This is a genomic window from Streptomyces sp. NPDC044719 (assembly GCF_056433405.1).
On record NZ_JBWKHE010000007.1, the window covers coordinates 357,888 to 381,071 of the forward strand.

Here is a 23,184-nt window from a genome sequence, read left to right on the forward strand (position 1 = left end):
ACGCTCGGGCCTGCCCCAGGGGCAAGGTCAACCGGGTCGGGCCTCAGCCCAGCTGGGCCTCGACGGCCGTCACGACCTCGGCCGACTCCGGCTCGGTCTGCGGCGAGAAGCGGGCGACGACCTGGCCGTCCCGGCCGATGAGGAACTTCTCGAAGTTCCAGCGGATGTCGCCGCTGTGCCCCTCGGCGTCGGCGAAGCCGGTCAGGCGGTCGTACAGCGGGTGCCGGTCGTCGCCGTTGACGTCGACCTTCTCGGTCAGCGGGAAGGTCACGCCGTACGTCGCCGAGCAGAACTCGGCGATCTCCTCGGCGCTGCCGGGCTCCTGCCCGAGGAACTGGTTGCAGGGCACGCCGAGGACGGTGAAGCCGCGCTCCGCGTACTGCTCCTGGAGCTTCTCGAGCCCCGTGTACTGCGGGGTCAGGCCGCACTTGGAGGCGACGTTCACCACGAGCACGGCCTTGCCCGCGTACTGGGACAGGTCGGCGGAACCGCCCTGCAGCGCACCGATCTCGACATCGAGGGGAGAGGAACCGTTGGTAGTCGTCATGCCCGGAGCCTAGCTCCGCCGCGTGCCGGCCCGGTTCCCGGCCTCCACCGCGTCGACCAGGACCTGCCCCGCCGCCGTCCGCGAATACAGCACCGACCTGCCCGCCCGCCGCCGCTCCACCAGGCCGGCATCCAGCAGCACCCGCAGATGCCGCCCCACCGAGCCGAGCCCCTGCCCGGTCACGGCGACCAGCTGGCTGGTGCTCAAGGGGGAGCCGAGCCGGACCAGCACACCGGCGCGGGCCGTGCCGAGCAGCGCGCCGAGGCTCGCGGGCACGGGACTGCCGCCGGGGTCGGCGAGCGCGCCCGCGCACGCGTAGACCACCGCGTACCGGTCGGGCTCCTCCCAGGACACCCAGCCGGTCTTCGGCGTGACCGGCACGAACAGCAGCTCGGCGCCCGAGATCTCGCGAGGCGGGTACTCGTGCAGATTCACCTGGAGCCGGTTGTCGCCCAGCCACCGGGTCCGGCCCGGTCGCAGTGTGTCCAGCGCCGCCGCCCAGCCGCCCCGGCTCACCTGCGCGGTCCGGGCGACCACGTCCGCCTCCAGCACCCGCCGGCGCCGGTCCCAGTCCGGTCGTACGGCCTCCGTCCAGACGTAGGACAGCAGGCCGGCCGCCCGCTCGGGGAGGTCGTCCCGGTCCAAGGCCGCGGGGAGCGGGCCGGCGAGGGAGATCCGCAGGTTGGCCCGGGACTCGCCGGGACGGGCCGCCCGCACCCGTGCCACCCCTTCCTCGAAGGTCTCCCCGCTCCTCGGGGTCGGCGTGAGGAAGTCGGCGATCCAGGACCGGCCCAGTCCGGCGCGGACGAGCAGCGCGGTCACGGGGTCGGCGGCCAGACGGGCCCGGTAGCCGGGCAGATGGTCACGCAGCCAGGCCCGTTCACCGGGGTGTGCGGGGGTGCCCCGGTGCAGCAACTGGAGGCAGGCGAAGGTCTCGGCGAGCGGGGAGAGCACGAACCGGCTCCCGGCCAGGGTGTCGGCGTTGACCTGCCACCAGCCCACCGCGCCCCCCGATGTTTCGCCCCTGCGCGAAACAATAACCGCGCCTTCCGGGCCGTCGGAGACTCCGCGCATGCGCAGCTACCGCGAACTGTTCCGCACGCCCGAGTTCACCCCGTTCTTCCTGGCCGCGTCCGCCCAGACGGTGGCCCAGACGATGGGCGGCCTGGCCCTGGGCACTCTGGTGTACCGGGCGACCGAGTCGCCGCTGCTGTCCGCGGTGAGCATGTTCGGCTCGTCGCTGGCGCAGGTGCTGGGCGCGACGTTCCTGCTCTCAGCGGCCGACCGCCTGCCCCCGCGCGCGGCCCTGACGGCCCTGCCCCTGCTCTTCGCCGCGGCCACGGCCGCCCTGGCCCTGCCCGGCCTTCCGGTCTGGGCGCTCTTCGTGATCGTGCTGGCCAAGGGGCTGGTGGAGTCGGTGGGCGGGGGAGTGCGCTGGGGTCTGCTGAACGAGATCCTCGCCAAGGACGGCTATCTGCTGGGCCGCTCGGTCTTCAACATGATGAGCGGCCTGATGCAGATCACCGGCTACGCGACCGGTGGCGCCCTGGTGGCGCTGCTGTCCCCACGGGTGTCCCTGCTGGTGGCCGCCGCGCTGTACGCCGTGGCGGCCGCGGTCGTCCGCCTGGGCCTCACCCGCCGCCCGCCCCGTACGACGGGCCGCCCCTCGGTCGCGGCGACCTGGCGCGCCAACGCGCTGCTGTGGTCGTCCGCGCCCCGCCGCCAGGTCTATCTGGCCCTGTGGATCCCCAACGGCCTGATCGTCGGCTGCGAATCCCTCTACGTCTCCTACGCCCCCGCCTCCGCGGGCACCCTGTTCGCCTGTGCCGCGCTGGGCATGCTGGCCGGGGACGTACTGGTGGGCCGTCTGGTCCCACCGCGGCTGCGCCCCCGTCTCGGCTTCCCGCTCCTGCTGCTCCTGGCCGTCCCGTACGTGCCTTTCCTCCTGAACCCTCAGCTCCCGCTCGCGGCTGCCGCGGTCACGCTGGCCTCCGTCGGCTTCGGCGCGAGCCTCGTGCAGCAGGAGCGCCTGGTGGCCCTGACCCCGGACGCCCTGACGGGCCATGCCCTGGGCCTGCACTCGGCGGGCATGCTCACGATGCAGGGTGTGGCCGCCGCGCTCGCGGGCTCCGTGGCCCAACTGGCCTCACCGGCGGTGGCGATGACGGCGATGGCCACGATGTCGACGGCGGTGACGCTGTCCCTGATGGCGGCGGGCAGGCGCGAGGACCGGGCGGTCGCAGCCATGGCGCGCGAGGCATGACCCGGGGGAATCGGGGATCGGGGATCGGGGATCCGGGATCTCGGCTACTCGGCTACTCGGCGCCGAGGCCCCTCTCCGCCTCCACGAACACCTCGGGAACCTCGTTGTCGACGACGACCCGCGACAGCAGCACGGCCAGCCGCTCCCGCTCGACGCCGTTGAGCCCCGACGGCAGGGCCTCCATCCGGCGTACGGTCTCGGCGTAGAACCTCCCGGCGAGCGAGGCCCCTTCCTCCGTCAGCCCCACCCGCACGGCCCGGCCGTCCCGGGGATCGGCCTCCCGCCGCACCAGCCCCCGCCGCACCGTCCGGTCCACCAGGCCGGTCAGGCTCGACTTCGCCAGCCCGAGCGTGTCCCCGAGCTCTCCCATCCCGTACGGCTGCGGCATCAGCACGCACAGCAGCTGTCCCTGCTGGGGCGTCAGCCCGTACGCCCGGCTGGCCTCCGCGTAGACACCGTCCACCAGGAACGCCGCCCGCACCAGCGCGGCGACGACACCCACCTGCCCGCCTGCCCCGTTCCCCATCGGGTCAGGGTACCGAGCGGTCGGACAGCCCTCGGCCCGATCGACGGCGTACCGGTCACTCCTCGTCCGGGGCCTCTCCTTCGATGAGCCGTTCCGCGATGTCGTCGGCCCACTCCTGCGCCCAGCGGCGCAGTCCGGCGACGGCGGAGACCTCGAGACCATGGACGGTGAACGCCCGGTCGTCGATCCAGTCCGTGCCGGTCAGCCGGGCCTGGAGGTCGGCGAGGTCGAAGGTGTCGGGGGCGTGGCGGCGGCCGAGTTCCTCGAGTTCGGGGTGGCTCCAGCGGACCGAGGCGGCGTGTACGTCGACCAGGTCGCGGGCGAGCCCGCGGTCGGCCAGGTCCCGCACCCGGGTGCCGACGAGGTCGTCGAGGGCGAGCGCGGGCCCGAGCTCCGTCCGCACGGGCGGGCGCCACAGCACCTCCTTGTGGACGCCGACGTCGTACTCCTGCCCGGTCGCCGCGTCCGTGACGAGGAACTGGGCGGACAGCGGCTCGGTCTCCCGGGTCTGCACGAGCCAGCCGCGCGCCACCAGCCCGGCCCGGACGGTGCCGGCGATGGCGTCCATCCAGGCGGGGTGCTCGGTGGCCACGTCCACATCCGGCCCGGCCCGCTCCACCAGCCCGTGCGCCAGCATCGCGTACCCGCCCGAGAGCACGAGCGAGTACGCCTCACCGACCGCGAGAAGATCCCCGACCAGACGGCTGCGCGGCTCGGGGGCGGGGGGAGGGGCGATCATTCCCTGATTATCGTCCGGGGTCTGTGGGTGGCTGAGGTGAAAGACCTCGGATGGGCGAACGCCCTTGTCTTTCAGGGGCGGGGCTGTATCCGATATGCGGCTCCGCCGCGTGGGCGCGACCAGCCCCCACGGCGCGTCACTGGGCCACGAACCGCTACAGCTTGCGCCCAACACCGCAGTACGCATCCACAGCCGTATCAACGTCGGACACCTCAGGCCGCCACTCCGAAACCCGCACCACCCCCGGCCGCACCAGCTCGAGCCCATCGAAGAATCCGGCGATCTCGGCAACAGGCCGGACGTAATACGGCACCGCCCCACTCGAGTTGTACGCCTCCGACGCCGCGATCATGCCCTCACTCGTGGCCGTACTGTCGCTGATCACCAGGTGGCTGCCGGCGGGCAACCCCGCCATCAGCCGCCGCACCAGCTCATGCGCCCGCTCGTACTCGGCGACATGCCCCAGCGTGTTGAGGATCATCAGCCCGACCGGCCGGGACAGATCGAGCGTGCCCGCCGCGGCCTCCAGGACGGCATCGGGGTCGTACAGGTCGGCGTCCAGATACGCGGTCCTGCCCTCGGGCGTGCTGGTGAGCAGCGCGTTGGCGTGGGCCAGCACGATGGGGTCGTTGTCGACGTACACGATCCGGGCGTCCGGTGCGACGCGCTGGGCGACCTCGTGCGTGTTGTCGGCGGTCGGCAACCCGGTGCCTATGTCCAGGAACTGCCGGATGCCCTGCTCCTCGGCGAGATGGCGGACGGCCCGTCCCAGGAAGCGGCGGCTCGTGACCGCCACGTCGACCAGGCCCGGGAAGATCGACTTGATCTGGTCACCGATCTCGCGGTCGACCTCGTAGTTGTCCTTGCCGCCGACGAAGTAGTTCCAGAAGCGGGCCGAGTGCGGCTTGGAGGTGTCGATGCGGGCACGCACGCTGTCGTCGAGCACGGCAGGGCCTCCTGGGGGGTGGGGAAGGGGGTCCGGTTCACCAACCTAGGCGAACCTCCTGGCCGGACAGTGAAGTTGTCCGTCCCCGCAGCTCACCACCGTGGCGTTTCGGCCACCCGCCCGGCCGTCACACGCCGCGCGGTGAGATCCCGCCCAGACGCCCGGACCCGCCGTCGCCGCCCCCGTGCCCCCGCGTCGCCAGCCACACACCGCGTCCTACAGCCCACAGCAGCAGCCCCGCGGCGACCGGCGTACCGAAGATGACCAGCATCCCGGCTCCGATGTTGGCGCCGATCACCCCCGCGGTCAGGATCCGCCAGCCCACACCGGCCAGCAGCCCGACGACCACGAGCGGCCCGAGCACCCCCCACCAGCGCCGGTCCAGCGCCCCACTCCGCGCCGCCCGCACGAGCACCGCGGCACCGGCCCCCGCCAGCACCAGGGCGAGCCCGCCGACGACCGCCGCGACACCGTCCCCGATGTCCCACGGCCGGTAGGCGTAGTCGAGCTCACTCGCCGGCAACCCGTCGTAGTTCTGCTGCCCCATCAGCCCCCAAGCGGCAACAGGCACACCGAGCACGAGCGCGACCCCTGCGGAAACCATTCCCCGATTCTTCATACGCCCATGGTCACGGGGGCGGGGCGGGCCAGTCATGAGCACGCGTACTCAAGTACGCGCGCCTACGGCCAGAGTGGCGCGATGGCCCGGGTGCGCCATCGCGCCGTTCCTGGAGGGCCCTCAGCCGGGCGCCACCGCGCGTCCCGTCTGCGGGGAGATCATCCCCGCGCACAGGCCGCGGGCCGTCAGGTTCTGGGCGATGCGGGGGACGGCCGCGAGGGTGTTGGCGGGCCAGTCGTGCATGAGGATGATCTGGCCGTTGGTGAGGCGGCCTGCGGCCTGGACGATCGCGTCGGCGCTCGCGCCGTTCCAGTCCTGGGAGTCGACGTGCCAGATGATCTCGGTCAGGCCGTGCCGGGCCGCGACCGACTTCACCGTCGCGTTGGTCTCGCCGTACGGCGGGCGGAACAGTTTCGGGGTGCCGCCTCCCGCGTTGGCGATCGCCTGCTGGGTCCGGGAGATCTCCGAGTCGATCTGCGCCTGGCCGAGCCGGGTCAGGTGCGGGTGCGTGTAGCTGTGGTTGCCGACCCACATGCCGGCGGCGACCTGGGCCCGCACCAGGGACGGGTTGGCGGCGGCGTACTGGCCCTGGTTGAACATGGTGGCCCGCAGCCCGTTCTGCCGGAGCGCGTTGAGCAGTCTTGTCGTGTTGCCGGAGGGGCCGTCGTCGAAGGTGAGTCCGACGTATCCGCCGCAGGCGGCGGCTCGCGCCGGGGCGGCGGTGGCGGTGGTCGCGGTGAGCGTGGCTGCCGCCGCCGTCACCAGGGCGGTCAGCAGCGCGACGCGGTGTGTGGCGGCCATCGTCAGCGCACCGTGATGCTGGAGCTGCCGCTGCTCTGATAACCCTCGGTCGCCATGATCATGTAGTACTTGAAGTTGCCCAGGGGCATCCCGGCCCGGGCCCAGGCGTCGAAGTGGTTGCCCGCGGTGATCGTGCCGCCCGTCCGCTTCGACTGCCGCACGCTCCAGTACTGGTCGAAGGTCTTCGTGCCCTCGACGGACGGGGCGTTGTAGCGCGTGGTCTTGTAGATGTCGTAGGTGCCGCCGTCGCTGGTGACGGTGCCCTTGTACGTTCCCGTGGGCCGGTACGTGCCCCAGTTGTCGACGATGTAGTACTCGATGAGCGGGTTCGCCGTCCAGCCGTAGAGGGTCAGGTAGGAGTTGCCGGACGGGTTGAAGGTGCCGGAGTAGGTGACGCTGCGGCGGGCGCCGGTGGCCCAGCCCTTGCCGGCGACGAAGTTCCCGGTGTTGCGCCATGAGGTGCTGTAACTGCCGCCGGCGGACAGGTTCATGGAGACCGTGCCCTGGCTGTCGGTCCAGAACGAGTAGTAGTAGCCGTTGTGGGTGCCCGTCTGGTTCCTGGTGACGACCGTGTCGGCGTGGGCGGTGCCCGGCAGGGCCAGGACGGCCAGCGTGACCAGCAGCATCGTGCAGGCGCTGCTGATGAGCAGCCGTAAGCGGCTGAGTGCGTTGCTCATGGGTGTGCTTCCTCCATCGTCCTCGTGGGGTGGACGGGGGTGCTCGTCACCCGGGAGTGTTGGCCTGGCCCTGCCAACTGTCAATAGTTTCGTTGCTTGTTGCGAAAGGTTCGCTGGGAGGTGTGGTGGGGTGGTGATGTATTCGCGCTGGTGGAAGGCCAGTTAGGGGCTTGGGTGAGTCGGGCGTGATGGGGGAAGGGGTGGCATTCCAGCCGGATTCGTGGATTCCGTTACTCGAATCTTTCGAAGCGTTTCCGGATCAAGCGGGCCTCACACCCCTCGCGCCCGCATGATCCGCCCCATCCTCGCCTCCAGCTCCGCCCGTTCCTGGGCCACCCGCTCGGCCTGGGCCCGCTGGTGCTGCTGTTCCAGGCGGCGCATGCGGTCGTTCGTGTCCCACTCCACCCGGTGGCGCTGGACGTCGTGTTCCATGCGGGCGCAGGTGTGCTGGACCTGGAGCTCCTCGGCGTACAGCTTGCGGCTCGCCCGGTGGCGGGCGCCGAGGAGGGTGTCGTAGGTCGTGGCGCCGCTGAGGACCTTGGCCAGGACGGGCATGGCGTCCAGACAGAGCAGGAGCAGGTGCAGCACGATCGTCAGGAAGAGAGCGAAGCCGTCCGACTCGGCGACCTGCTTGAGGCCGGCCGCCCGGGTGAGGATGCCGTCGGTGTCCAGATCGGCGGCCCGCTGCCGGGTCTTGTCGTCGACGGCCTTCTGGAGCAGCGGCTGGTAGTCGTCGGCGGCCCCGTCCTTCCGGGCGGCGAGCTTCTGGCCCTGGGCGACCAGGTCCTCCAGCTGCTTCTCGTACGTCTTGACCTTGCTGTTCTTCTCGTACTCCGAGGTCGCCGCGCGGGCCCGCTCGCAGGTGATGGTGACGTCCCGGACGCCGCCCCGCCAGATCCAGTACTTCGGTCCGCACAGGCGCTGTTCGGTGGACTGTTTGGCGCTGAGGGTCTTGTTGATGCCGGCGACCTGGGTGCTCAGGGTCTTGACGCGGTCGCCGTTGCTCTTGATCTGACGGGCCAGCTCGGCGGGGGAACCCTCCACCTTGAGCTGGTAGCGGGCGCATTCGGGGCGGCCGGTGGTGGAGGCGCCGTCAGTCGGGTTGCAGGAGACGAGCATGCCCCGGTAGTCGGCGACCTTCTGCTCATTGCCGACGGCTATCGACTGGCGGATCTCCTTGTCGAAGATCTGGAAGAGGATCGGCTCGGCGATGAACAGGCCGAGCAGCACCGACAGGAAGAAGCGCACCAGCAGCGTCCACTTGCGGACCGTCGTGCCGTGGGTGCTGGAGACCAGCCAGCTGTCCAGGGCCAGGACCACCCAGAACCAGACGGCGGCGACGCCGATGACCGCCGCGAGGGGCAGGTCGGAGCGGAAGCTGGAGAGCGCCAGGACCATGGAGATCGCGCCCAGCAGGGCCGTGTTGACGACGAGCGCGCCGTACCAGGTGTAGCGGGCACGCTCCTCCGGCACCCAGTCCAGCAGCGGTTCGTCGATGCCGATCAGCCGGCGCAGCCGGGGTGTCCACCCGGAGGCGGGCGGCGCCGGGCGGGACTGGCTCCGGTTCTCGTCCTGGCTCCGGTTCTCGTCGATGGCCGCGCTGTCGGCCGGGCGGAGCGGGGTGTCAGTTGCCAAGGCTCCCCTCCTGGTTCACGGGGTCGAAGTCGTCGGCGTCATCGCCGTCGGCCGGGGCGGGCGGGGCTTCGGCGGTCCGTCCGGGCGCCCGGCGCAGCTCGCCCTTCGCCCCGCCCTTCAGCTCCCCCTGCGCGGAGGCCGGGGTCGGCGGGACGTCGCCGACGCTGTTGATGAAGGCGCCCGCGTCGTACATGGTGCTGTCGAACAGGCCCCGGTCGATGGCCTGTTTGCCCAGCGTGGCCCGGACGTTGAGCTGCTGCTTCGCCAGCTCGTGCTGGTCCCGCTGGAGTTCCTTGGCGTCCTCGCGCTTCTCGTGACGCTGCCGCAGCCGGTCCTCGTGCTCCAGGTCCCAGCGCCGGGCGGCCTCGTGACGCCGGGCGGAGGCCTCGTCCCGCTCCTCGCCGCGGGACAGCTCCTGGCGCCGGTCCTCGCGTTCGACCTGCCAGCGCAGATCGTCCCGGTCCAGGCCGCGGCGCGTCATCTCGTAGTCGCGGTCGAGCCGGAGCCGGTCGTCCTTGCGTGAGTCCCAGCGCTCCTCGGCCGCGTGCAGCCGCTTGGACAGCTCGTCGGCGCTGATGTCGCCGTTGCGCCAGGCGAGATAGTCGGCGGCGACCGGGTCGGAGCCGATCAGCTTGATGTCGTCCTCGATCTCGGCCCGGGTGAAACGGTTGCGCCTGCGCTCGATCTCCAGCTCGTAGTCCTGCTGCTCGGCGCCGGCGCCACGCTCGTAGCCGGTGCGCAGTGTCTCCTCCTCCTGCCGGTTGCGCTCCTTGCGCATGGCCTGGAGGTTGCGGATCTCCTCGTGCTTCAGCTCCAGTTCGGCCTCGCGCAGGGCCCGGTCCAGGGCCGCCTGCTGCTTTATCTCCTCCTGGTGGCGCAGGCGCGTGCGATCCCGGCGGGCCCGCTCCATCTCCTCGACGTGCGCCGACATCTCCTCGGGCGTCAGGACCTCGATCGAACCGTGCCGGGCCCGGATCCCCGACACCAGGGACGGCCGCATCTCGTGGTACGCGGTGAGCCGGGCGTCGATCCGGGCGCGCACGGCGGCCGTGTCGACGACCGGCAGGTCGCTGCCGTCCTCGGTGAGCCCCGGCACCTCGCGCAGATGGGCGAGCAGCAGCGCCTCCACATCGGTGACACCGTCCCGCACGACCGCGCTCGGGTCGGTGACAGTGCAGTAGAAGCAGGCCCGTACGGTGAAGTCGCCCGCCTCGGCCGACGGGATCCGCGTCTCCACGACGACGGGCACCTCGATCCGCCGGTCCACGACCGTGACCGAGCTGGCCCCGGTCACCACCGGGTCGTCGGCCCGCAGCTGCCCGTGGTCCTCGACGTACTCCTCGCCGACCCGGAACACCCGCACATGGTGGGCGGCGACCCTGGGCAGCTCGTCGTCGCCGCGCGTCACGCGCCTGCGCCAGATGCCGCCGCGCCGGTCCGGCCGTCCGTACTCCCGCTGCTCGACGAGCGGGTATTTCTCAGCCATGGCTGTCAGTCCTCCGTGCTCAGTACAGCGGTAAGGAAGGTCTCGACGAGGGCGGCGGCCGCCTCGTCGGCGCGGGCGGCGACCCGCCGCAGGGCCGTGGCCAGCGGCGGGCCGTCGTCCGGGGGCAGGACCTCGCCCAGGGCCCTGCCGAACCGTTCGGCCACCCGCTCGGGCTGTTCCGACACGGCCGGCAGCTCGCGGAGGGTGGCGTTCAGGGCCGCCAGGGCCCGCCCCCGGCGCGGCAGGTTGTCCAGTACGCCCGCCCACAGCTCGCCGATGGTGGCGGTCTGCCGGTCGTCCCGCTCCATCAGCGACGCGCACACCAGCCGCCCGGTCCGCGCGTCACGGGCCCGCAGGACGGTCAGCGTGGCACCCAGGACGTTCTCCTTGGGGTGCCCGGTCAGCGTCTCGCGCTGGGCCCGCAGCCGGTACGCGAGCGGCCGGAACACCGCGCCCGTGTCCTGCCCGCACTCCGCGAGCACCGCGACCAGACCGGCCAGCGCGAACGCCGCGTCCACGGACCGGACGCCGCCGCGGACCATCCGGAGCAGGTTGGTCACCGCGTCCGTGGGGAAGCGCACGCCGAGCGCCCCGCTGAACGCCGCCGCCGCCGTCGACCGCAGCACCGGGTCGTAGGAGCGGGCCCAGCCGCGGGCCACGCCCAGCGCGGTGGCGGCGAGGCTCTCGTCCAGGCACATGCACTGCAGCACCAGCACGGCCGTCGACTGCCCGGCGGGACCGGCCGCGCCGCCCGCCCAGGGATGCAGGTAGTTGTCGGCGACCTCGTCGAAGGCGGGCCGGGTGAGCAGCGCGAGCCCCTGCGCGACGGACAGCTGGAGCCCGAGCCCCGGCTGGGCGGCGACGAGTTCGGTGAGCCAGTCCCGTACGCCGTTCCAGTACGGCGTGGAGCGCTTGGTCCACAGCTCCTCCAGCGCCCACTGCCGGTACTGGGGGTGGGGGAAGACCAGCGCGGTGCGGGTGAGCGCGCCGTTCTTCCGCTGCTCCGCGGCGATCAGCTCGTTGCGGGACAGCGACAGCCGGCGGTCGACGGCACGCCGGGCCGCCTCGGCCTGCTCCTCCTGGGTGACGGGCTCCGGGAACGCCGGGGCCACCCAGCCCTCCAGCCGCTCCTGGCAGGTCTCGAAGTCGCGGTAGCCGGCGCCGTTGACGAAGGCCAGCGTGGTGACCTCGGCCCACTCCTGCGGCGTACGGTCCTGGTCGAACCAGTCGCGCACGGGCTGTGCCGCGCTGCTGCCGTAGTCCCGCCAGACCTCGTCCGGCGCCGCGCCGCCCGCGATCCGCTCGGCGGCCACCGCGACCTCGGCGATCCGGCACCCGCCGGGCATCAGCGACACGGCCCGCTCCACGGCGTCCTGCGCACACCCGGCCCGCACCAGCCGCACGCGCAGTACGGCGGTGAGGTCCGGAAGCCGCCAGGGCACGTGCCGTACGGACTCGACGACCCCGCTCTCGACCGGGCGTACGGTGGTGACGACCAGGTGGGCGTCGTGCTCGCGGACGGTGTCGCGCACCCGCCGCCAGTCGAAGTCCGCCGTCTGGGAGCTGTCCTCGCTCATCCGGTCGAGCAGGACGTAGCCGACGCCCTTCTCGAAGGCGACCTTCCCGCTCGCGAGGTCGTCGAGGCTGCGGCCGGGGGAGAGCACGACGTACTCCGACCCCTCCGCGAGGGCGTCGACGAGCGCCACGGCCCCGGACCGCTTGCCGTTTCCCGGAGGCGCGACCAGGACCACCACCCCGTCCTGTTCGAGGGCGAGCACGGCCTCCTCGAAGCAGGCGGGCTTGACGTAGGGCGCGAGGATCGCGTCCGCCTCGCCCGCGTCGAGACGGCCCACGGCGCGGCGCCGGGCGTTGTCGGAGCCGGCCGTGCCGATGCCGAACTGGGCCCCGGAGGCGTCGAGTTCGCCGTAGAAGTACTGGTTGACGTTGTTGTGATGGACCTGCTCCGAGGAGGGGGCGGGGCCGGCCGGGGCCGGTGGGCCCGTCTCCTCGGGCGCGTCCTGCTGGGCCTGGTTCTGGGTCTGGTTCTGGGGCTGCGGTTCGTCCGCGTGGTGCGCCTCCGGTGTGTCCTGGACGCGCTGCTCGCTGTGTTCCTCGTGTTCCTCGTTCATCCTCGGCCGTCACTCAGGTCACTTGGAGATCCCGAAGACGGCACCCTGGGCACTGACGGTTCCGGTGATGACCTGAACTACCGTGTCGCCAGGAGCAGTTGGAGCGCTCAGGGGGCGCGCGCCGACCGCTTTCGCGCCCTCTGCGTTCCCCGCGCCCCCTGTGTTTCCCTCGCCCCCTGCGCTGCTTCCCGCGCCGGGTTGCTCCGTCTCCCCGAGGTCCAGGGACGTCACGTCGTACCCCGGGACCCGGATCCACGCCCGCCCCGCGTACTCCTTCTCCGCGATACGCACCTCGCGGAACTCCTGCGGCTGGATCGTCGTGTACGCCTCGCCGATCACGTCGTTGAAGACCGTCGCGGAGACCGCGAGCGCCAGCTGAGCGGCCGGCGCCGCGGCGAGCGCCGCCTTCAGCACGCGGCTGTCCAGCATCCGGCCGATCTCGACCGGGGCGCGGCCCTCGAAGCCGTTGGCCGCGGGTGAGGCGGTCCCGAAGTGCACGGCGGCCCGCAGCCGCAGCCTTGCCTCGTCGCGCCGGTTGCGGTTGAAGGTGCGCAGACCGGCCTCCATCTGGCGCATGAAGGGGTCCACGAGATCCGGCTCCGACGCCCCTTTCGGCAGGACCGCGAACACCGAGTCCCCGCCGACCTGTGTCGCCCACTGCTCCCAGTCGAGCCCGGCCGCGCCGGCCGCCTCCTCGAGCAACCGCCGGATCGCCTCCTGCCACTCGCGCTGCGTCACCACGTCGACGCCGCCGTATCCCTTCGCGTCGACCGCCAGCAGCAGTCTGCGACCGAACGTTCCCATGCCTGAACTCCCCGCTCACTGATGTGGAGCCGCACCCCGGGATCGGATCCGGACGGGGGCGCACTCCGGCAGACACCGGCGTCCGCTCCCCTCGCGCGGACGCCGGTAGGCCAGTCCTACACGCGCCGTCCGCCGCGAACCCCGTCGAAATACGGGATGCGGAAAGGTGCGGAAACATACAGCGGTAGCCGCACGTTACGGACGGGTTCGGGAAGTTGGTGCGGTCGGTGGCCGATCGACGTCCGCAATCCCGCAGAAATCCCAGGTTGCGTGGCCGGTTCCGGGGCGTACTGGAGGCATGGAACAGCCCACCGGCCCCAGAAGGAGCAGCATGCCGTCGTCCACCGGTGCCCGCCCCGACAGCCGTCCCGCGCAGTTCATGTTCACCGCCCTGCAGACCACCCACCAGCACGCCGACACCAAGGCCGGGATCCTCGCCGCCGCCCAGGCCGCCCTCGTCGGCACGGCCGGCTACTGGTCCCCTCCAGCCCTGCGCTCCGCGTCCGCGGGCGGCCCGGCGGGCATACTCGCCGCCATCCTGCTCGCCCTGTTCCTCTGCGCGATGTTCGGCGGCGCGGGCTTCCTGGCCGCCACCCTGCGCCCCCGGGTGCTGCGCCCCGCCGGTGCCAACCGCTACAGCTTCGTCCACCTCGCCTCGGGGCCCGACATCCTGCCCGCCCGCGACTCGGCCGAGGGCGACCCGGAGCGGGAGCGCGAGGAGTTGTCCCAGACGATCCGGTTCCTGTCCCAGGTGGCGGTGCGCAAGTACCGGTGCGTGACGGCGGCGGTGGGTTGTACGGCGGTGATGGGGGTGAGCGCGGGCCTGCTGGTCGTCCTGCGGCCGGTGCTGAACTGACGTGCGCGGCCCGGCGGTACGTCTTGGGAGTGGGTCCGGTCAGGCCTCGGAGTGAGGTCCGGTCAGGCCTCGGAGTGAGGTTGGGTCAGTCTTCGGGGGCGAGGTCCCCGATCTCCCTGAGCCGTTCCAGGTCGCGGATGACGGTGGACCCGTACCCCGTCTCCAGCAGCCCGTCCCGGCGCAGCTCGCGCAGCCCCTTGTGGACCGTGGTTTCGGCGGCCCCGGTGAGCGCGGCCAGCTCGGGCTGGGTCAGCCGGCAGCCGAGCACCATGCCGCCCTCGCCAGGACGACCGTAGGAGGTGGCGAGTTCCACCAGGAGCCGGGCCAGCCGTACCTTCGCCGGGTAACCCTTGAAGTCGAGACGCCTGCGGTTGGCCCAGCGCAGCCGTTGGGCGATGATCCCGGTCAGCGCCAGATGCACCTCCGGACGGCGTAACAACAGGGCGTGCAGCGGGCCCGGTTGCACCAGCCGTGCGGTGAGCGGGCCGCACGCCGTCACGGTCGCCGATCGCGGGGCACCGTCGAACGCGGCCATCTCGCCGACACTGTCCCCGCCGACTCGAACCGCGAGAAGCGACTCCTCGCCGTTCTCCACCCGTGCGGTCACCTTGGCGAAGCCGGACAGCAGCACCAGTACATGCCGGTCCCGGGCGCCCTCGCTCAGCAGCACCTTCCCGGCCTCGAACCGCGCCGGCACGCCCAGCTCGAGCAACTCACCGCGCGCTTCCGGCGGTACGGCCCCCAGCAGACTGCGCGCGGGCCACTCCGCGGAGCTGTACGGCATGGCAGGCTCCCCCGGCCGGTCGGTCACGCGACACCACGAGTCGCCTGAAACCACGTGTCGCTCGAAACCACGAGTCATATGAATCCTGCCCGCTGCGGGTGCCCGTAGGTGGCGTACTCACGGGTATTCCCCACCCACGAACGGTGGCCTGCCGGATGGGCGGCGGCATGCCCATGCGGTGATCGTGTACGGACGGGTCGCCCGCTCGCGGGGGGCGACCACTCGACGATCACGCAGGGGGAACGGAAAGTGAAGCGTCCGACGAAGAACACACTCGCACGACGTACGCTGCTGACCGGTATGGCCGCGGCAGCCGGCACGGGAACGGTGTGGGGTACCGCGGGGACGGCCGCCGCCGGCGGGCGCGGCGGACCGTTGGGGCAAGGACCGGTGGACGCCGAGGTGGCTCGCCTGGAGGACGGGTTGATCCGGCTCAGGCGGGACATCCACCGGCATCCCGAGCTGCCGGGGGAGGAGCGTCGTACCGCCGGCGTGGTCGCCCGGGAGCTGCGAGCCGCCGGACTGGCCGTCACCACCGGAGTGGGCGGGCACGGCGTGGTCGGCGTCCTGCGCGGCGCGCGTCCCGGCCGGACGGTCGCGTACCGGGCGGACATGGACGCGGTGCCGCCCAAGGACATCGTCGGGGGCGGCCTGGCCGCGGCCCACCTCTGCGGGCACGACATCCACACGACCGTGGCCCTCGGCGTCGCGAGGGTCCTGGCGCGGCTGCGGCGGCACCTGAGCGGCACGGTGGTGTTCCTCTTCCAGCCTGCCGAGGAGAGCCTGTCCGGAGCCCGCGCCATGCTCGAGGCCGGCGTGCTGGAGCGCACCCGCGTCGAGGAGATCCACGCGCTGCACTGCGGGCCCTTCCCCGTAGGCCGGTTCGCGGTGACCCCGGGCTACGGGATGCCGGGGCAGGACAAGGCGGTGGTGACTCTCCAGGGCCCGGACGCACCGGACGCCGCGCGGCGACTGGCCGCCGAGATCAGCGCGCTCGCCACGGTGACGCCCCCGCAGTCACCCGCGGACATCGAGCGGATGGTCACCGACGCCCAGACCCCCGACGGTCCGCTGGCGCGCTTCGTGGCCCTGCGGGCCTCGGCGCAGGAGGCCGACGTGAGCGTGTCCTACCGCTGCTGGCCGGAGGAGCGGTACACGGAGGTACGCGAGAACATCCGCCGACTGGCCGAGCCCTACCCCGGTACCGAAGTCCGCTTCCCCGCCGAGCCGTTCCCCGCCCTGCTCTGCCCGGAACCCGACGCCCGCGCCCTGGCCCACCACCTGCGCCGCCGACTGAGCCGCGACTCGGTCACCACACTCCACGCCGCGTTCCCGCCCTTCAGCGGCGAGGACTACGCCCTCTACCTGGACCGCGTCCCCGGCACCTACACCTTCCTCGGCGTACGCACCCCCGGCGCCCCCGTCACCACCAGCTACCCGCACTTCCCCGACTTCGCCCCGGACGAGCGGGCCATCGGCATCGGGGTACGGGCGATGGCGGGGTGGATCGCGGAGCGGACCCGTTGAGATCCGCTCCCGACCGTCAGGGCTGCGTCGCCGCCACCTTGACCCCGAAGCCGATGAGGACGACTCCGGTCACCCGGTCCATGGCCCGGCGCACGGCGGGCCGCTCGAAGAAGACACGGGCCTTGGACAGCAGCGCCACATAGCCGCTGAGCCAGACGACGGTGAGCCCCGCGTGCAGCAGCACCAGAAGTGCCATACCGGCGTGGGGCGACAGACCGGTGGGAGCGAGCGTCGGCAGCAGGCCGGTGTAGAAGACGGCGATCTTGGGGTTGAAGACGTTGCTGACCAACCCCGTCCGCCAGGGATTCCCCGCCGGTGCCGCCGCCGGTGTCGCTCCCCCTTGTCCACCCGCCCGCTTCTTCCGGCTGCCGAGCAGCGACTGGACCCCGAGGACGACGAGGTACGCGGCCCCGACCAGCTTGACGACGGTGTAGGCCGTGGCGGACGCCGCCAGGACGGCCGCCAGCCCGACCACCGTGAGCACGCCCCAGACGAGCAGTCCGGCCGTGATACCGCCGACCGTCCGCAGACCGTCCCGCCAGCCGCAGGCCACCGCCCGCTTCGTCACGACCGCCATGTCCGGCCCGGGAACCATCGTCAGGACGGCGAGCACGCCGACCGCCGCGAGCAGCTGTACGAACATGTCCGCCATCCTCGCACCCGCATACGAACGGCCGATCCGGGGGCCGCCCGGCGTCACACGGTCCGGGAGCCGTCGGGCAGCTCCAGCACGGAGCCATCGTGGAGCGTGATGCGTATCGCCGTGAAGTCGACGGCCTCCACCCCCGACTTGCCGGTTCCCGGGTTGCGCGCGTACCGCGGATGCGCACCCCCGCTGATCTGCCAGCGGATCCGGTGCCCGGCCGGGAAACGGTACGCGGTGGAGCTCATCGGCACGGTGACCTGTGAGGGCCCTTCCCTCACCGTCTCCACCTGGGCCAGCCCGTCACAGACGTTGGTGGAGCGGCCCCGCGCGTCCACATCGCACAGGCGGCTGAAGACATCGGCGTACCCGGTGTCCGTGGAGACGGTCAGCCGCGCGGAGACCGCACCGAGGACGTCCACGGCCTCGGCCAGGGGTGGGCTGGTGAACGTCAGGACGTCCTCCCGCCCCTCCAGAGCACTGTTGTCCCGGGCACCGGCCGTCCGGGACAGCAGCGGACCGCCGAGGGACGGCGTGGGGTCGGCCGGGTCGTAGTGGAGGGACGCGAGGGGCGGGGGCTCCGCGCCGTCACCGGGAGCCGTAGGAGCGCGCTCGTCGAGACGCCCGTCCGCCGCGGGAACCCATGAGGTGGTGACGGGGGAGGGGAGAGAGGTGGTGACGGGAGAGGTGAGGGAGGTGGTGACGGGGGCGGCCGGGGCCGACGGCCAGTCGTCGAGGTCCCGCCATACGTCCTCGCCGCCGACGTGCACGCGCACCCGCGTGGGACGCAGCCCGGAGGGATCGCCGCACAGGTGCGCACGCAGCCACGCGAGGCTCTCGGCGAAGACCTCGGGCCAGCCCTGCTGCATCGCGGAGGTGTGCGTCCAGGGACCGACCAGCAGGGCGGTGTCGCATCCGGCCGCACGCAGCCGGGCGTACTGCTCGAAGGTCTGGTCGGCCAGGGCGTCGTGCCACCCGGTGACCAGACTCGTGGGGACGCTCAGCCCCTCGGCCGCCCGCGCCAGGGAGGCGCCGTCCCAGTAGGTGTCCCCGGCGTCCGGGTGCGTCATCACGTCGTCCAGCCACGGCACGTCCCCGAGAGCGGAGGCGTACGCCCCGCGCGGCGGCCGTGCCGTGACGATGTCGCGCATACGGCGCTGCAGCCGCAGCGTCGCCTTGGCGACGGGCATGATCCCCTGGTGCTGGTACGTCATGCCCAGGCCCACGAGCAGGGCGTTCTCCAGCCGCAGGGCACCGTCCGCGTAGAACAGGGCGTACGGGTCGTGCAGCCCGACCTGCACCACCATCGCCTTCAGCTCCGGCGGCGGCTCCAGGGCGAGAGCCCACTGCACGTACCCCAGGTAGCTGGGGCCGATGGTCCCCAGCGTCCCGTTGAACCAGGGCTGTTCGCGCAGCCAGGCCACGGTGGCCCGGCCGTCGGCGGCCTCGTTGCGCCACAGATCGAACGCACCGCCCGAGCCGCCGGTGCCGCGGCAGCTCTGCAGGATCACATGGAAGCCCTGCTCGGCGAAGAGCATCCCGTACTGCGGGGACCAGGGCAGCCCCCTGCCGTACGGCGAGCGCACCAGCAGGGTGGGAAAGTCGCCGCCCGTGTCGGTACGGGGGAAGTAGTGGTCCGTGACCAGCGGACTGCCGTCGTCGGCCGGCACCTCCAGCCCCGGCTCCCACCCGATGTCGTACCGCTTCTCCGGCAGCCCGCGCCAGATCGCCCTCATCATCCGCGAGGACAGCGGCGGCTTCCGGGCGGACGGCGTCCAGGCCGGCCTTGCGGCGGGGTCGTGGGTGCGTGCGGCCATGGGCGGTTCCCCTCCTCGATTTTCCGTACGTTGTACGAGAATAGAGGATGCTTGGATACGACGACAGCGGCCCTCGGTGAACAGGAGTAGGCGACCGTGACGCGTGAGGACGGTTCCGGTACCCCGGGCCACGACCCGCAACAGCTGTGGCTGAGCCCCGGTCAGCCCCGCAGGGGCCGCAAGCCCGCCTTCAGCCGGGAGGCGATCACGGCGGCCGCGGTGGCCCTGGCGGACGCGGAGGGCCTGGAAGCGGTCACCATGCGGCGCGTCGCCGCACAGGTCGGCGCCGGGGTCATGTCGCTCTACAGCTACGCCCCCGACAAGGACACGCTGCTGGACCTGATGATCGACCACGTCGTCGGCGAACTGCCCGCCTCGGCCGACCTCAGCGGCGACTGGCGCACCGACGTGAAGACGATCGCCCACCTCCAGCGCGCCAACATGCTGCGCCACCCCTGGCTGCCCACCGCCCTGTCCACCCGCCGCAGCCTCGGCCCCAACACCCTGGCCTTCCTGGAACACGCCCTCGCCGCCCTGCGCCCCACGGGCCTGGACGGCGCGGCCAAGCTGGAGATCTTCGCCCAGCTCACGGCCTTCGTCGCCGGACACGTCACCCACGAACTCACCCAGGCGGCAGCCGCCGGCTCCCCCGACCGGGCCGCGGCCGAGGCCCGCTACCTCGCGATCGTCGCCGCGGACGGCCACCACCCGGAACTCGCCGAAGCCCTCTCGGCCCCCACCCGCCCCCTGACCTCCGAGGCCACGTTCACTCGCTTCCTCAACCGCCTGATCGACGGCCTCGGCACGGACTGACCCCGCGGGCCGGCGAGCCCACCATGCCCTCTGGCGATCACCGTGACCGATTTCGGTGGCAATACCACGGACATTGACAGGCTCGCCGCCAACCTGCTGGGTGCCGCCCGGAAGGTACAGAGTGGAGCGCCGCCGCGTGCTCAGAACATGCAGGACCTGACTAACGCACTCGGCGCTCTGCAAGCCGGCATCGGCTGGCCCAAAGAGGAGGGGAAGAACCTGGCCACCCCGCAGGGGAAGGTCAAACCCGCTCTGCGGCGGGGTGAAATCGCCCGGGTCGACGACAGCGAGATCGGCTATGCGTACAAGCAGCTGGTCGCGTGCGGAGTGCCGCACGACAGCCTGGGCGGCATCCTCGCCTGCATCATCAGCAGTGACTTTTCCTGTGTCGGCCCGCTGGCCAGTGGGTTGGTCCACCACGTGGTTGCCGCCAGGCAGAAGACGGTCGAAACCCTCCGCGCGCGCATCACCGCATGCTTCGGGGCGCCTGATGTGGAGCCCGTGAACGTACAGAACGTCCCAGAGCCCCGTGCCCCGAGGAGCCTCGGCGGAACGTTCTAGGTAGCGGCCTCAGGGGAGCTCCGGAACCCCGACGCCCCCCGGAGCATGCTCCATCCCCCGTACGGCGGAGGCGAGTTGCCCCGTGGGCCGATCCTCGGCGGCCCCGCGGCTGCGACTCTCGTGACATGACCCGGCAGGCCACCAGCCGCGACCCGCCCGAGCGACTCCGCGCCGCGTGGCAGGCGGCCCACAGGCCGACCGACGGAGTGTCGCGGCGGCTTCAACTACTCGCCTGTGCCGTGCCGTTGGCCGTGCTGCCCTCCAGCATCTGGCGTCTGCCGGCCGTGCTCGACGACGGAATCGGCCCCGGCGAGCAGGCGTACATCGTCTTCCTGTCGATCCTGTCCGAAGCGCTCGCGTTCACGGCGATCGGGCTGATCGCCCGCTGGGGCGAGGTGTTCCCGCGCCGGCTGCCCCTCCTCAAGGGCCGTAGGGTGCCGGCGAGGGCGACGGTCGTCACGTCAGCCACCGCCGCCACGATCCTCACGCTTGGTACCGCCCTGACCCTCGTCACCCAGGTCCTGGTCCTCTGGGGTCCGATGCTGGCCGTACTGACCGCCGCGTACGGGAAGCGCCGCCGAGTGGGCGCCCCCGATCAGCGGGCGCATGATGAAGGCATGACCGACCGCGACGACTTCCTGGCGTGGGTCAGGACCGCCCTGTACGAGGCGGAGCGCGCGCTGCACAACGGCGACTCGGCCCCTCGCCGGGCACTCTGGTCACGCGACGAGCCCGTGAGCGTCATGGGGGCGTGGCGCGACGCCCACGGCCAGCAGGCCCTCGACAAGCTCTTCACCACCCTCGGGGAGAGCTTCTCCGACTGCACGTCGTACGCCTTCGAACTGCAGACGTACGACGTCTCGGGCGACATGGCCTACACGGTCGGCCTCGAACACACCTCCGCCTCCGTCAATGGAGAGCCGCGCACCTACACACTGCGGGCCACCCAGGTGTACCGCCGCGAGGACGGCGAGTGGAGGGTGGCCCACCGTCATGCCGACCGCGTCGCCGAGTGACCGCCCAGGAGGTCCGATCCCGCACATGGCGCCAAAATGGGCGTTATCCAGCTATTCGTGCCGGATCGGAGACCCGCATGGCAGATCTCAAGTTTGAGCAGAAGCGCTCGCTGTCACGGCTGGAGGCGGCCGACCAGCTCACGGCACTCGCGGCCGCGCTGAGGGAAGGCGGCGACACCGAACTGGAACTCGGCACCGGAACGCTGAGCCTGAGGATCCCCGACGACCTCCGCAGCGAGGTGGAGGTCGAGATCGACAATGGGGAGATCGAGCTGGAAATCGAACTCAAATGGCCGACCACTCCGAAGCGGAAGGAGCCCCCCACCAAGGCCGCTCGGAAGAGCCCGAGCCCGAGTACGAGCAAGCCCAGGAACGCGAAGCGGTCGGCGACGAAGAAGCCCTGAGCCGACGGAAGGTGAGACCTACTGCCGCAGGGACGAGTCTCCGTAGCGGATGGCGATCGCGGTGGCCGCGGCACCGCCGTCGCGTGAGGGTGCCGGTTCGGTAACCAGCGTCGGCGTCTCGGTCAGACCTCCGCGGGGAACACCTCGTCGACGGCTCGGCGCAGTGTTTCGCGGATGACCCTCGGGTCGTCGAGTTCCGCGGCCTGGAACGCACCGTCGTGCAGCAGGACGAGTACGCGCGCGGCGTGGTCGGGCGCGGGGTGGCCCATGTCGGCCGAGAGGTCGCGCAGCACGTTGAACAGCCACGTGCGCTGGTCGTCGATGACCGCGCGTACCGGGTGGGTGCGGTCCGGGTATTCGGCGGCGGCATTGAGGAACTGGCAGCCGCGGAAGCCGTCTTCGAGGGTCGCGTCGCCGAGGACGGCCATCACCGCGCGGAGGGCCTCGCGCGGCGATTTGCCGTCGCGCGCGCGGCCGACAGCGTCCCGGATCCCCTCGGCGGTCGTCGTGAGGTAAGCGGAGACCAGGTCGTCCTTGCTGGGGTAGTGCCGGTAGAAGGTGGCGCGCGTGACCTGGGCCTCGGTGATGAGCCGTTCGACACCGACTGCGTGGATGCCCTCCGCGTAGAACAGGCGGGACGCGGTGCGCAGCAGCCGGTCCTTGGGGTGGAGCTCCGAGGCGGTCGTCATACACCCATCGTAGAGAAAGACCAGTCGTTCTGGATGGTCGCCCTCGTCACGTTGTCCCCCTCAGGGAGAACGACTAGTCTTTCTTGCAGAAAGACCGATCATTCTCCCTGAGAGGTACGGAACTCATGAGCACCACTCCCACCATCGTTCTCGTCCACGGCGCCTTCGGTGACTCCGGCATGTGGAAGGGCGTCATCGCCAAGCTCCAGGGGCAGGGCTACACCACCCTCGCCGTCTCGAACCCGCTGCGCGGCCTGGAGTCCGACGCGCGATACGCCGCCACCGTCACCGAGAGCGTCGACGGCCCGGTCGTCCTGGTCGGCCACTCCTACGCCGGCGCGATCATCACCCGCGCGGCCCGCGAGGCGTCGAACGTCGAGGCCCTGGTCTACGTGGCCGCCTTCCAGCCCGACGAGGGCGAGAGCGCGCTGGAGAACGCCTCCCGCTTCCCCGGCGCCAAGATGGGCCCGGACACCACCATCGCCACCGAGTACGACGGCGAACCCGAGCTGCGCATCCTGCCCGAGCACTACCAGGACGTCATCGCCGGCGACCTGCCCGCGGAGACCACCGACGTCCTCGCGGTCACCCAGCGCTCGGTACGCGTGCAGGCTCTCACCGCCGAACTCTCCGGCACCCCGGCCTGGCGCACCCTGCCCTCCTGGGCCGTGGTCGCCACCCAGGACAACGCGATCCCCGCCCGGGCACAGGAGTTCATGGCCGAGCGCGCCGGATCGCACGTCGTACGCGTGGAGGCGTCCCACGCGGTGTCCATCTCGCAGCCCGACGCGGTGGCCGACCTCATCATCGAGGCGGCCAAGGCCACTCGCTGAACGGCCGGCGAGAGCCACGGCCATGGCCCACGAATGCTCCAGGGCGGTGCCTGTCACCGGACAGATAGC

Annotated in this window: 24 protein-coding genes; 8 read left to right on the plus strand and 16 right to left on the minus strand. The window is 71.9% G+C overall.

The window, feature by feature from the left end; genetic code table 11:
- Positions 1 to 43 precede the first annotated feature (43 nt).
- Together AC07DF_RS28310 and AC07DF_RS28315 are read right to left on the minus strand one after the other, a co-directional pair.
- Positions 44 to 547 (minus strand): glutathione peroxidase, encoded by a 504-nt coding sequence (locus AC07DF_RS28310; protein ID WP_478977237.1) that lies wholly within the window; start codon positions 545 to 547, stop codon positions 44 to 46.
- 9 nt (positions 548 to 556) lie between these two features.
- Positions 557 to 1,549, minus strand: a complete 993-nt coding sequence (locus tag AC07DF_RS28315; protein ID WP_478977240.1) for an ArsR/SmtB family transcription factor — start codon at positions 1,547 to 1,549, stop codon at positions 557 to 559.
- 70 nt (positions 1,550 to 1,619) lie between these two features.
- Between AC07DF_RS28315 and AC07DF_RS28320 the strand changes: the two genes are divergently transcribed.
- Positions 1,620 to 2,810 (plus strand): MFS transporter, encoded by a 1,191-nt coding sequence (locus AC07DF_RS28320; RefSeq protein WP_478977244.1) that lies wholly within the window; start codon positions 1,620 to 1,622, stop codon positions 2,808 to 2,810.
- Between the two features lie 52 nt (positions 2,811 to 2,862).
- On the opposite strand, the gene AC07DF_RS28325 is transcribed toward AC07DF_RS28320, so the two are convergent.
- The 10 genes from AC07DF_RS28325 to AC07DF_RS28370 form a co-directional block, all read right to left on the minus strand.
- Complete coding sequence (locus AC07DF_RS28325; protein ID WP_478977247.1) at positions 2,863 to 3,336, minus strand: MarR family winged helix-turn-helix transcriptional regulator; 474 nt, start codon at positions 3,334 to 3,336, stop codon at positions 2,863 to 2,865.
- 55 nt (positions 3,337 to 3,391) lie between these two features.
- Positions 3,392 to 4,075 (minus strand): hypothetical protein, encoded by a 684-nt coding sequence (locus tag AC07DF_RS28330; protein ID WP_478977250.1) that lies wholly within the window; start codon positions 4,073 to 4,075, stop codon positions 3,392 to 3,394.
- Positions 4,076 to 4,229: 154 nt separating this feature from the next.
- A complete protein-coding gene (locus AC07DF_RS28335; RefSeq protein ID WP_478977253.1) occupies positions 4,230 to 5,021 on the minus strand; it encodes an SAM-dependent methyltransferase in 792 nt (263 codons plus the stop codon).
- 127 nt (positions 5,022 to 5,148) lie between these two features.
- Positions 5,149 to 5,625, minus strand: a complete 477-nt coding sequence (locus AC07DF_RS28340) for a hypothetical protein (protein WP_478977256.1) — start codon at positions 5,623 to 5,625, stop codon at positions 5,149 to 5,151.
- A gap of 135 nt (positions 5,626 to 5,760) precedes the next feature.
- On the minus strand, positions 5,761 to 6,441 hold the full coding sequence (locus tag AC07DF_RS28345; RefSeq protein WP_478977259.1) for a polysaccharide deacetylase family protein: 681 nt from the start codon (positions 6,439 to 6,441) through the stop codon (positions 5,761 to 5,763).
- A 2-nt stretch (positions 6,442 to 6,443) separates the two neighbouring features.
- Positions 6,444 to 7,118 (minus strand): glycoside hydrolase family 11 protein, encoded by a 675-nt coding sequence (locus AC07DF_RS28350; RefSeq protein WP_478977262.1) that lies wholly within the window; start codon positions 7,116 to 7,118, stop codon positions 6,444 to 6,446.
- A gap of 270 nt (positions 7,119 to 7,388) precedes the next feature.
- Complete coding sequence (locus AC07DF_RS28355) at positions 7,389 to 8,753, minus strand: DUF4407 domain-containing protein (protein ID WP_478977265.1); 1,365 nt, start codon at positions 8,751 to 8,753, stop codon at positions 7,389 to 7,391.
- Positions 8,743 to 10,239 (minus strand): hypothetical protein, encoded by a 1,497-nt coding sequence (locus AC07DF_RS28360; RefSeq protein WP_478977270.1) that lies wholly within the window; start codon positions 10,237 to 10,239, stop codon positions 8,743 to 8,745. Before AC07DF_RS28360 ends, AC07DF_RS28355 begins: the two co-directional genes overlap by 11 nt.
- A gap of 5 nt (positions 10,240 to 10,244) precedes the next feature.
- Positions 10,245 to 12,368: a hypothetical protein gene (locus tag AC07DF_RS28365; protein WP_478977273.1), complete on the minus strand. Its 2,124-nt coding sequence runs from the start codon at positions 12,366 to 12,368 to the stop codon at positions 10,245 to 10,247.
- A gap of 18 nt (positions 12,369 to 12,386) precedes the next feature.
- Positions 12,387 to 13,172, minus strand: coding sequence for a hypothetical protein (locus tag AC07DF_RS28370; RefSeq protein ID WP_478977276.1), 786 nt, complete (start codon positions 13,170 to 13,172; stop codon positions 12,387 to 12,389).
- A 331-nt stretch (positions 13,173 to 13,503) separates the two neighbouring features.
- Between AC07DF_RS28370 and AC07DF_RS28375 the strand changes: the two genes are divergently transcribed.
- On the plus strand, positions 13,504 to 14,028 hold the full coding sequence (locus AC07DF_RS28375) for a Pycsar system effector family protein (RefSeq protein ID WP_478977279.1): 525 nt from the start codon (positions 13,504 to 13,506) through the stop codon (positions 14,026 to 14,028).
- An 85-nt stretch (positions 14,029 to 14,113) separates the two neighbouring features.
- On the opposite strand, the gene AC07DF_RS28380 is transcribed toward AC07DF_RS28375, so the two are convergent.
- The gene (locus AC07DF_RS28380) at positions 14,114 to 14,812 is read right to left on the minus strand and encodes a Crp/Fnr family transcriptional regulator (protein ID WP_478977282.1); all 699 of its coding nucleotides are present in this window, start codon (positions 14,810 to 14,812) and stop codon (positions 14,114 to 14,116) included.
- A gap of 375 nt (positions 14,813 to 15,187) precedes the next feature.
- Between AC07DF_RS28380 and AC07DF_RS28385 the strand changes: the two genes are divergently transcribed.
- Positions 15,188 to 16,339 (plus strand): M20 metallopeptidase family protein, encoded by a 1,152-nt coding sequence (locus tag AC07DF_RS28385; RefSeq protein WP_478977934.1) that lies wholly within the window; start codon positions 15,188 to 15,190, stop codon positions 16,337 to 16,339.
- A 16-nt stretch (positions 16,340 to 16,355) separates the two neighbouring features.
- Here AC07DF_RS28385 and AC07DF_RS28390 read toward each other — a convergent pair whose 3' ends face one another.
- Positions 16,356 to 16,982 (minus strand): LysE family translocator, encoded by a 627-nt coding sequence (locus AC07DF_RS28390; RefSeq protein WP_478977285.1) that lies wholly within the window; start codon positions 16,980 to 16,982, stop codon positions 16,356 to 16,358.
- A gap of 53 nt (positions 16,983 to 17,035) precedes the next feature.
- Positions 17,036 to 18,799, minus strand: coding sequence for a CocE/NonD family hydrolase (locus tag AC07DF_RS28395; protein WP_478977288.1), 1,764 nt, complete (start codon positions 18,797 to 18,799; stop codon positions 17,036 to 17,038).
- Positions 18,800 to 18,895: 96 nt separating this feature from the next.
- Here AC07DF_RS28395 and AC07DF_RS28400 point away from each other — a divergent pair, with 96 nt between their 5' ends.
- From AC07DF_RS28400 to AC07DF_RS28415, 4 genes are all read left to right on the plus strand, one after another.
- Positions 18,896 to 19,612 carry a TetR/AcrR family transcriptional regulator C-terminal domain-containing protein gene (locus AC07DF_RS28400; RefSeq protein ID WP_478977289.1) on the plus strand — a complete coding sequence of 239 codons (717 nt, stop codon included), beginning with the start codon at positions 18,896 to 18,898 and terminating at the stop codon, positions 19,610 to 19,612.
- A 42-nt stretch (positions 19,613 to 19,654) separates the two neighbouring features.
- Positions 19,655 to 20,173: a hypothetical protein gene (locus tag AC07DF_RS28405; RefSeq protein ID WP_478977291.1), complete on the plus strand. Its 519-nt coding sequence runs from the start codon at positions 19,655 to 19,657 to the stop codon at positions 20,171 to 20,173.
- A gap of 125 nt (positions 20,174 to 20,298) precedes the next feature.
- The gene (locus tag AC07DF_RS28410) at positions 20,299 to 21,189 is read left to right on the plus strand and encodes a YybH family protein (RefSeq protein ID WP_478977293.1); all 891 of its coding nucleotides are present in this window, start codon (positions 20,299 to 20,301) and stop codon (positions 21,187 to 21,189) included.
- A 77-nt stretch (positions 21,190 to 21,266) separates the two neighbouring features.
- Complete coding sequence (locus AC07DF_RS28415) at positions 21,267 to 21,593, plus strand: amphi-Trp domain-containing protein (protein ID WP_478977296.1); 327 nt, start codon at positions 21,267 to 21,269, stop codon at positions 21,591 to 21,593.
- 122 nt (positions 21,594 to 21,715) lie between these two features.
- On the opposite strand, the gene AC07DF_RS28420 is transcribed toward AC07DF_RS28415, so the two are convergent.
- Positions 21,716 to 22,282: a TetR/AcrR family transcriptional regulator gene (locus tag AC07DF_RS28420; protein ID WP_478977299.1), complete on the minus strand. Its 567-nt coding sequence runs from the start codon at positions 22,280 to 22,282 to the stop codon at positions 21,716 to 21,718.
- Positions 22,283 to 22,407: 125 nt separating this feature from the next.
- On the opposite strand from AC07DF_RS28420, the gene AC07DF_RS28425 reads away from it, so the two are divergent.
- A complete protein-coding gene (locus AC07DF_RS28425) occupies positions 22,408 to 23,115 on the plus strand; it encodes an alpha/beta fold hydrolase (RefSeq protein ID WP_478977301.1) in 708 nt (235 codons plus the stop codon).
- Positions 23,116 to 23,184: the final 69 nt, after the last annotated feature.

Excerpts from the sequence above, each read along its gene's own strand:
- AC07DF_RS28310 (WP_478977237.1), bottom strand. The coding sequence starts at position 547 with ATGACGACTACCAACGGTTCCTCTCCCCTCGATGTCGAGATCGGTGCG.
- AC07DF_RS28320 (WP_478977244.1), top strand. The coding sequence starts at position 1,620 with ATGCGCAGCTACCGCGAACTGTTCCGCACGCCCGAGTTCACCCCGTTC.
- AC07DF_RS28325 (WP_478977247.1), bottom strand. The coding sequence starts at position 3,336 with ATGGGGAACGGGGCAGGCGGGCAGGTGGGTGTCGTCGCCGCGCTGGTG.
- AC07DF_RS28330 (WP_478977250.1), bottom strand. The coding sequence starts at position 4,075 with ATGATCGCCCCTCCCCCCGCCCCCGAGCCGCGCAGCCGTCTGGTCGGG.
- AC07DF_RS28340 (WP_478977256.1), bottom strand. The coding sequence starts at position 5,625 with ATGGTTTCCGCAGGGGTCGCGCTCGTGCTCGGTGTGCCTGTTGCCGCT.
- AC07DF_RS28345 (WP_478977259.1), bottom strand. The coding sequence starts at position 6,441 with ATGGCCGCCACACACCGCGTCGCGCTGCTGACCGCCCTGGTGACGGCG.
- AC07DF_RS28350 (WP_478977262.1), bottom strand. The coding sequence starts at position 7,118 with ATGAGCAACGCACTCAGCCGCTTACGGCTGCTCATCAGCAGCGCCTGC.
- AC07DF_RS28360 (WP_478977270.1), bottom strand. The coding sequence starts at position 10,239 with ATGGCTGAGAAATACCCGCTCGTCGAGCAGCGGGAGTACGGACGGCCG.
- AC07DF_RS28365 (WP_478977273.1), bottom strand. The coding sequence starts at position 12,368 with ATGAACGAGGAACACGAGGAACACAGCGAGCAGCGCGTCCAGGACACA.
- AC07DF_RS28370 (WP_478977276.1), bottom strand. The coding sequence starts at position 13,172 with ATGGGAACGTTCGGTCGCAGACTGCTGCTGGCGGTCGACGCGAAGGGA.
- AC07DF_RS28375 (WP_478977279.1), top strand. The coding sequence starts at position 13,504 with ATGCCGTCGTCCACCGGTGCCCGCCCCGACAGCCGTCCCGCGCAGTTC.
- AC07DF_RS28380 (WP_478977282.1), bottom strand. The coding sequence starts at position 14,812 with ATGCCGTACAGCTCCGCGGAGTGGCCCGCGCGCAGTCTGCTGGGGGCC.
- AC07DF_RS28390 (WP_478977285.1), bottom strand. The coding sequence starts at position 16,982 with ATGTTCGTACAGCTGCTCGCGGCGGTCGGCGTGCTCGCCGTCCTGACG.
- AC07DF_RS28395 (WP_478977288.1), bottom strand. The coding sequence starts at position 18,799 with ATGGCCGCACGCACCCACGACCCCGCCGCAAGGCCGGCCTGGACGCCG.
- AC07DF_RS28410 (WP_478977293.1), top strand. The coding sequence starts at position 20,299 with ATGACCCGGCAGGCCACCAGCCGCGACCCGCCCGAGCGACTCCGCGCC.
- AC07DF_RS28415 (WP_478977296.1), top strand. The coding sequence starts at position 21,267 with ATGGCAGATCTCAAGTTTGAGCAGAAGCGCTCGCTGTCACGGCTGGAG.
- AC07DF_RS28420 (WP_478977299.1), bottom strand. The coding sequence starts at position 22,282 with ATGACGACCGCCTCGGAGCTCCACCCCAAGGACCGGCTGCTGCGCACC.
- AC07DF_RS28425 (WP_478977301.1), top strand. The coding sequence starts at position 22,408 with ATGAGCACCACTCCCACCATCGTTCTCGTCCACGGCGCCTTCGGTGAC.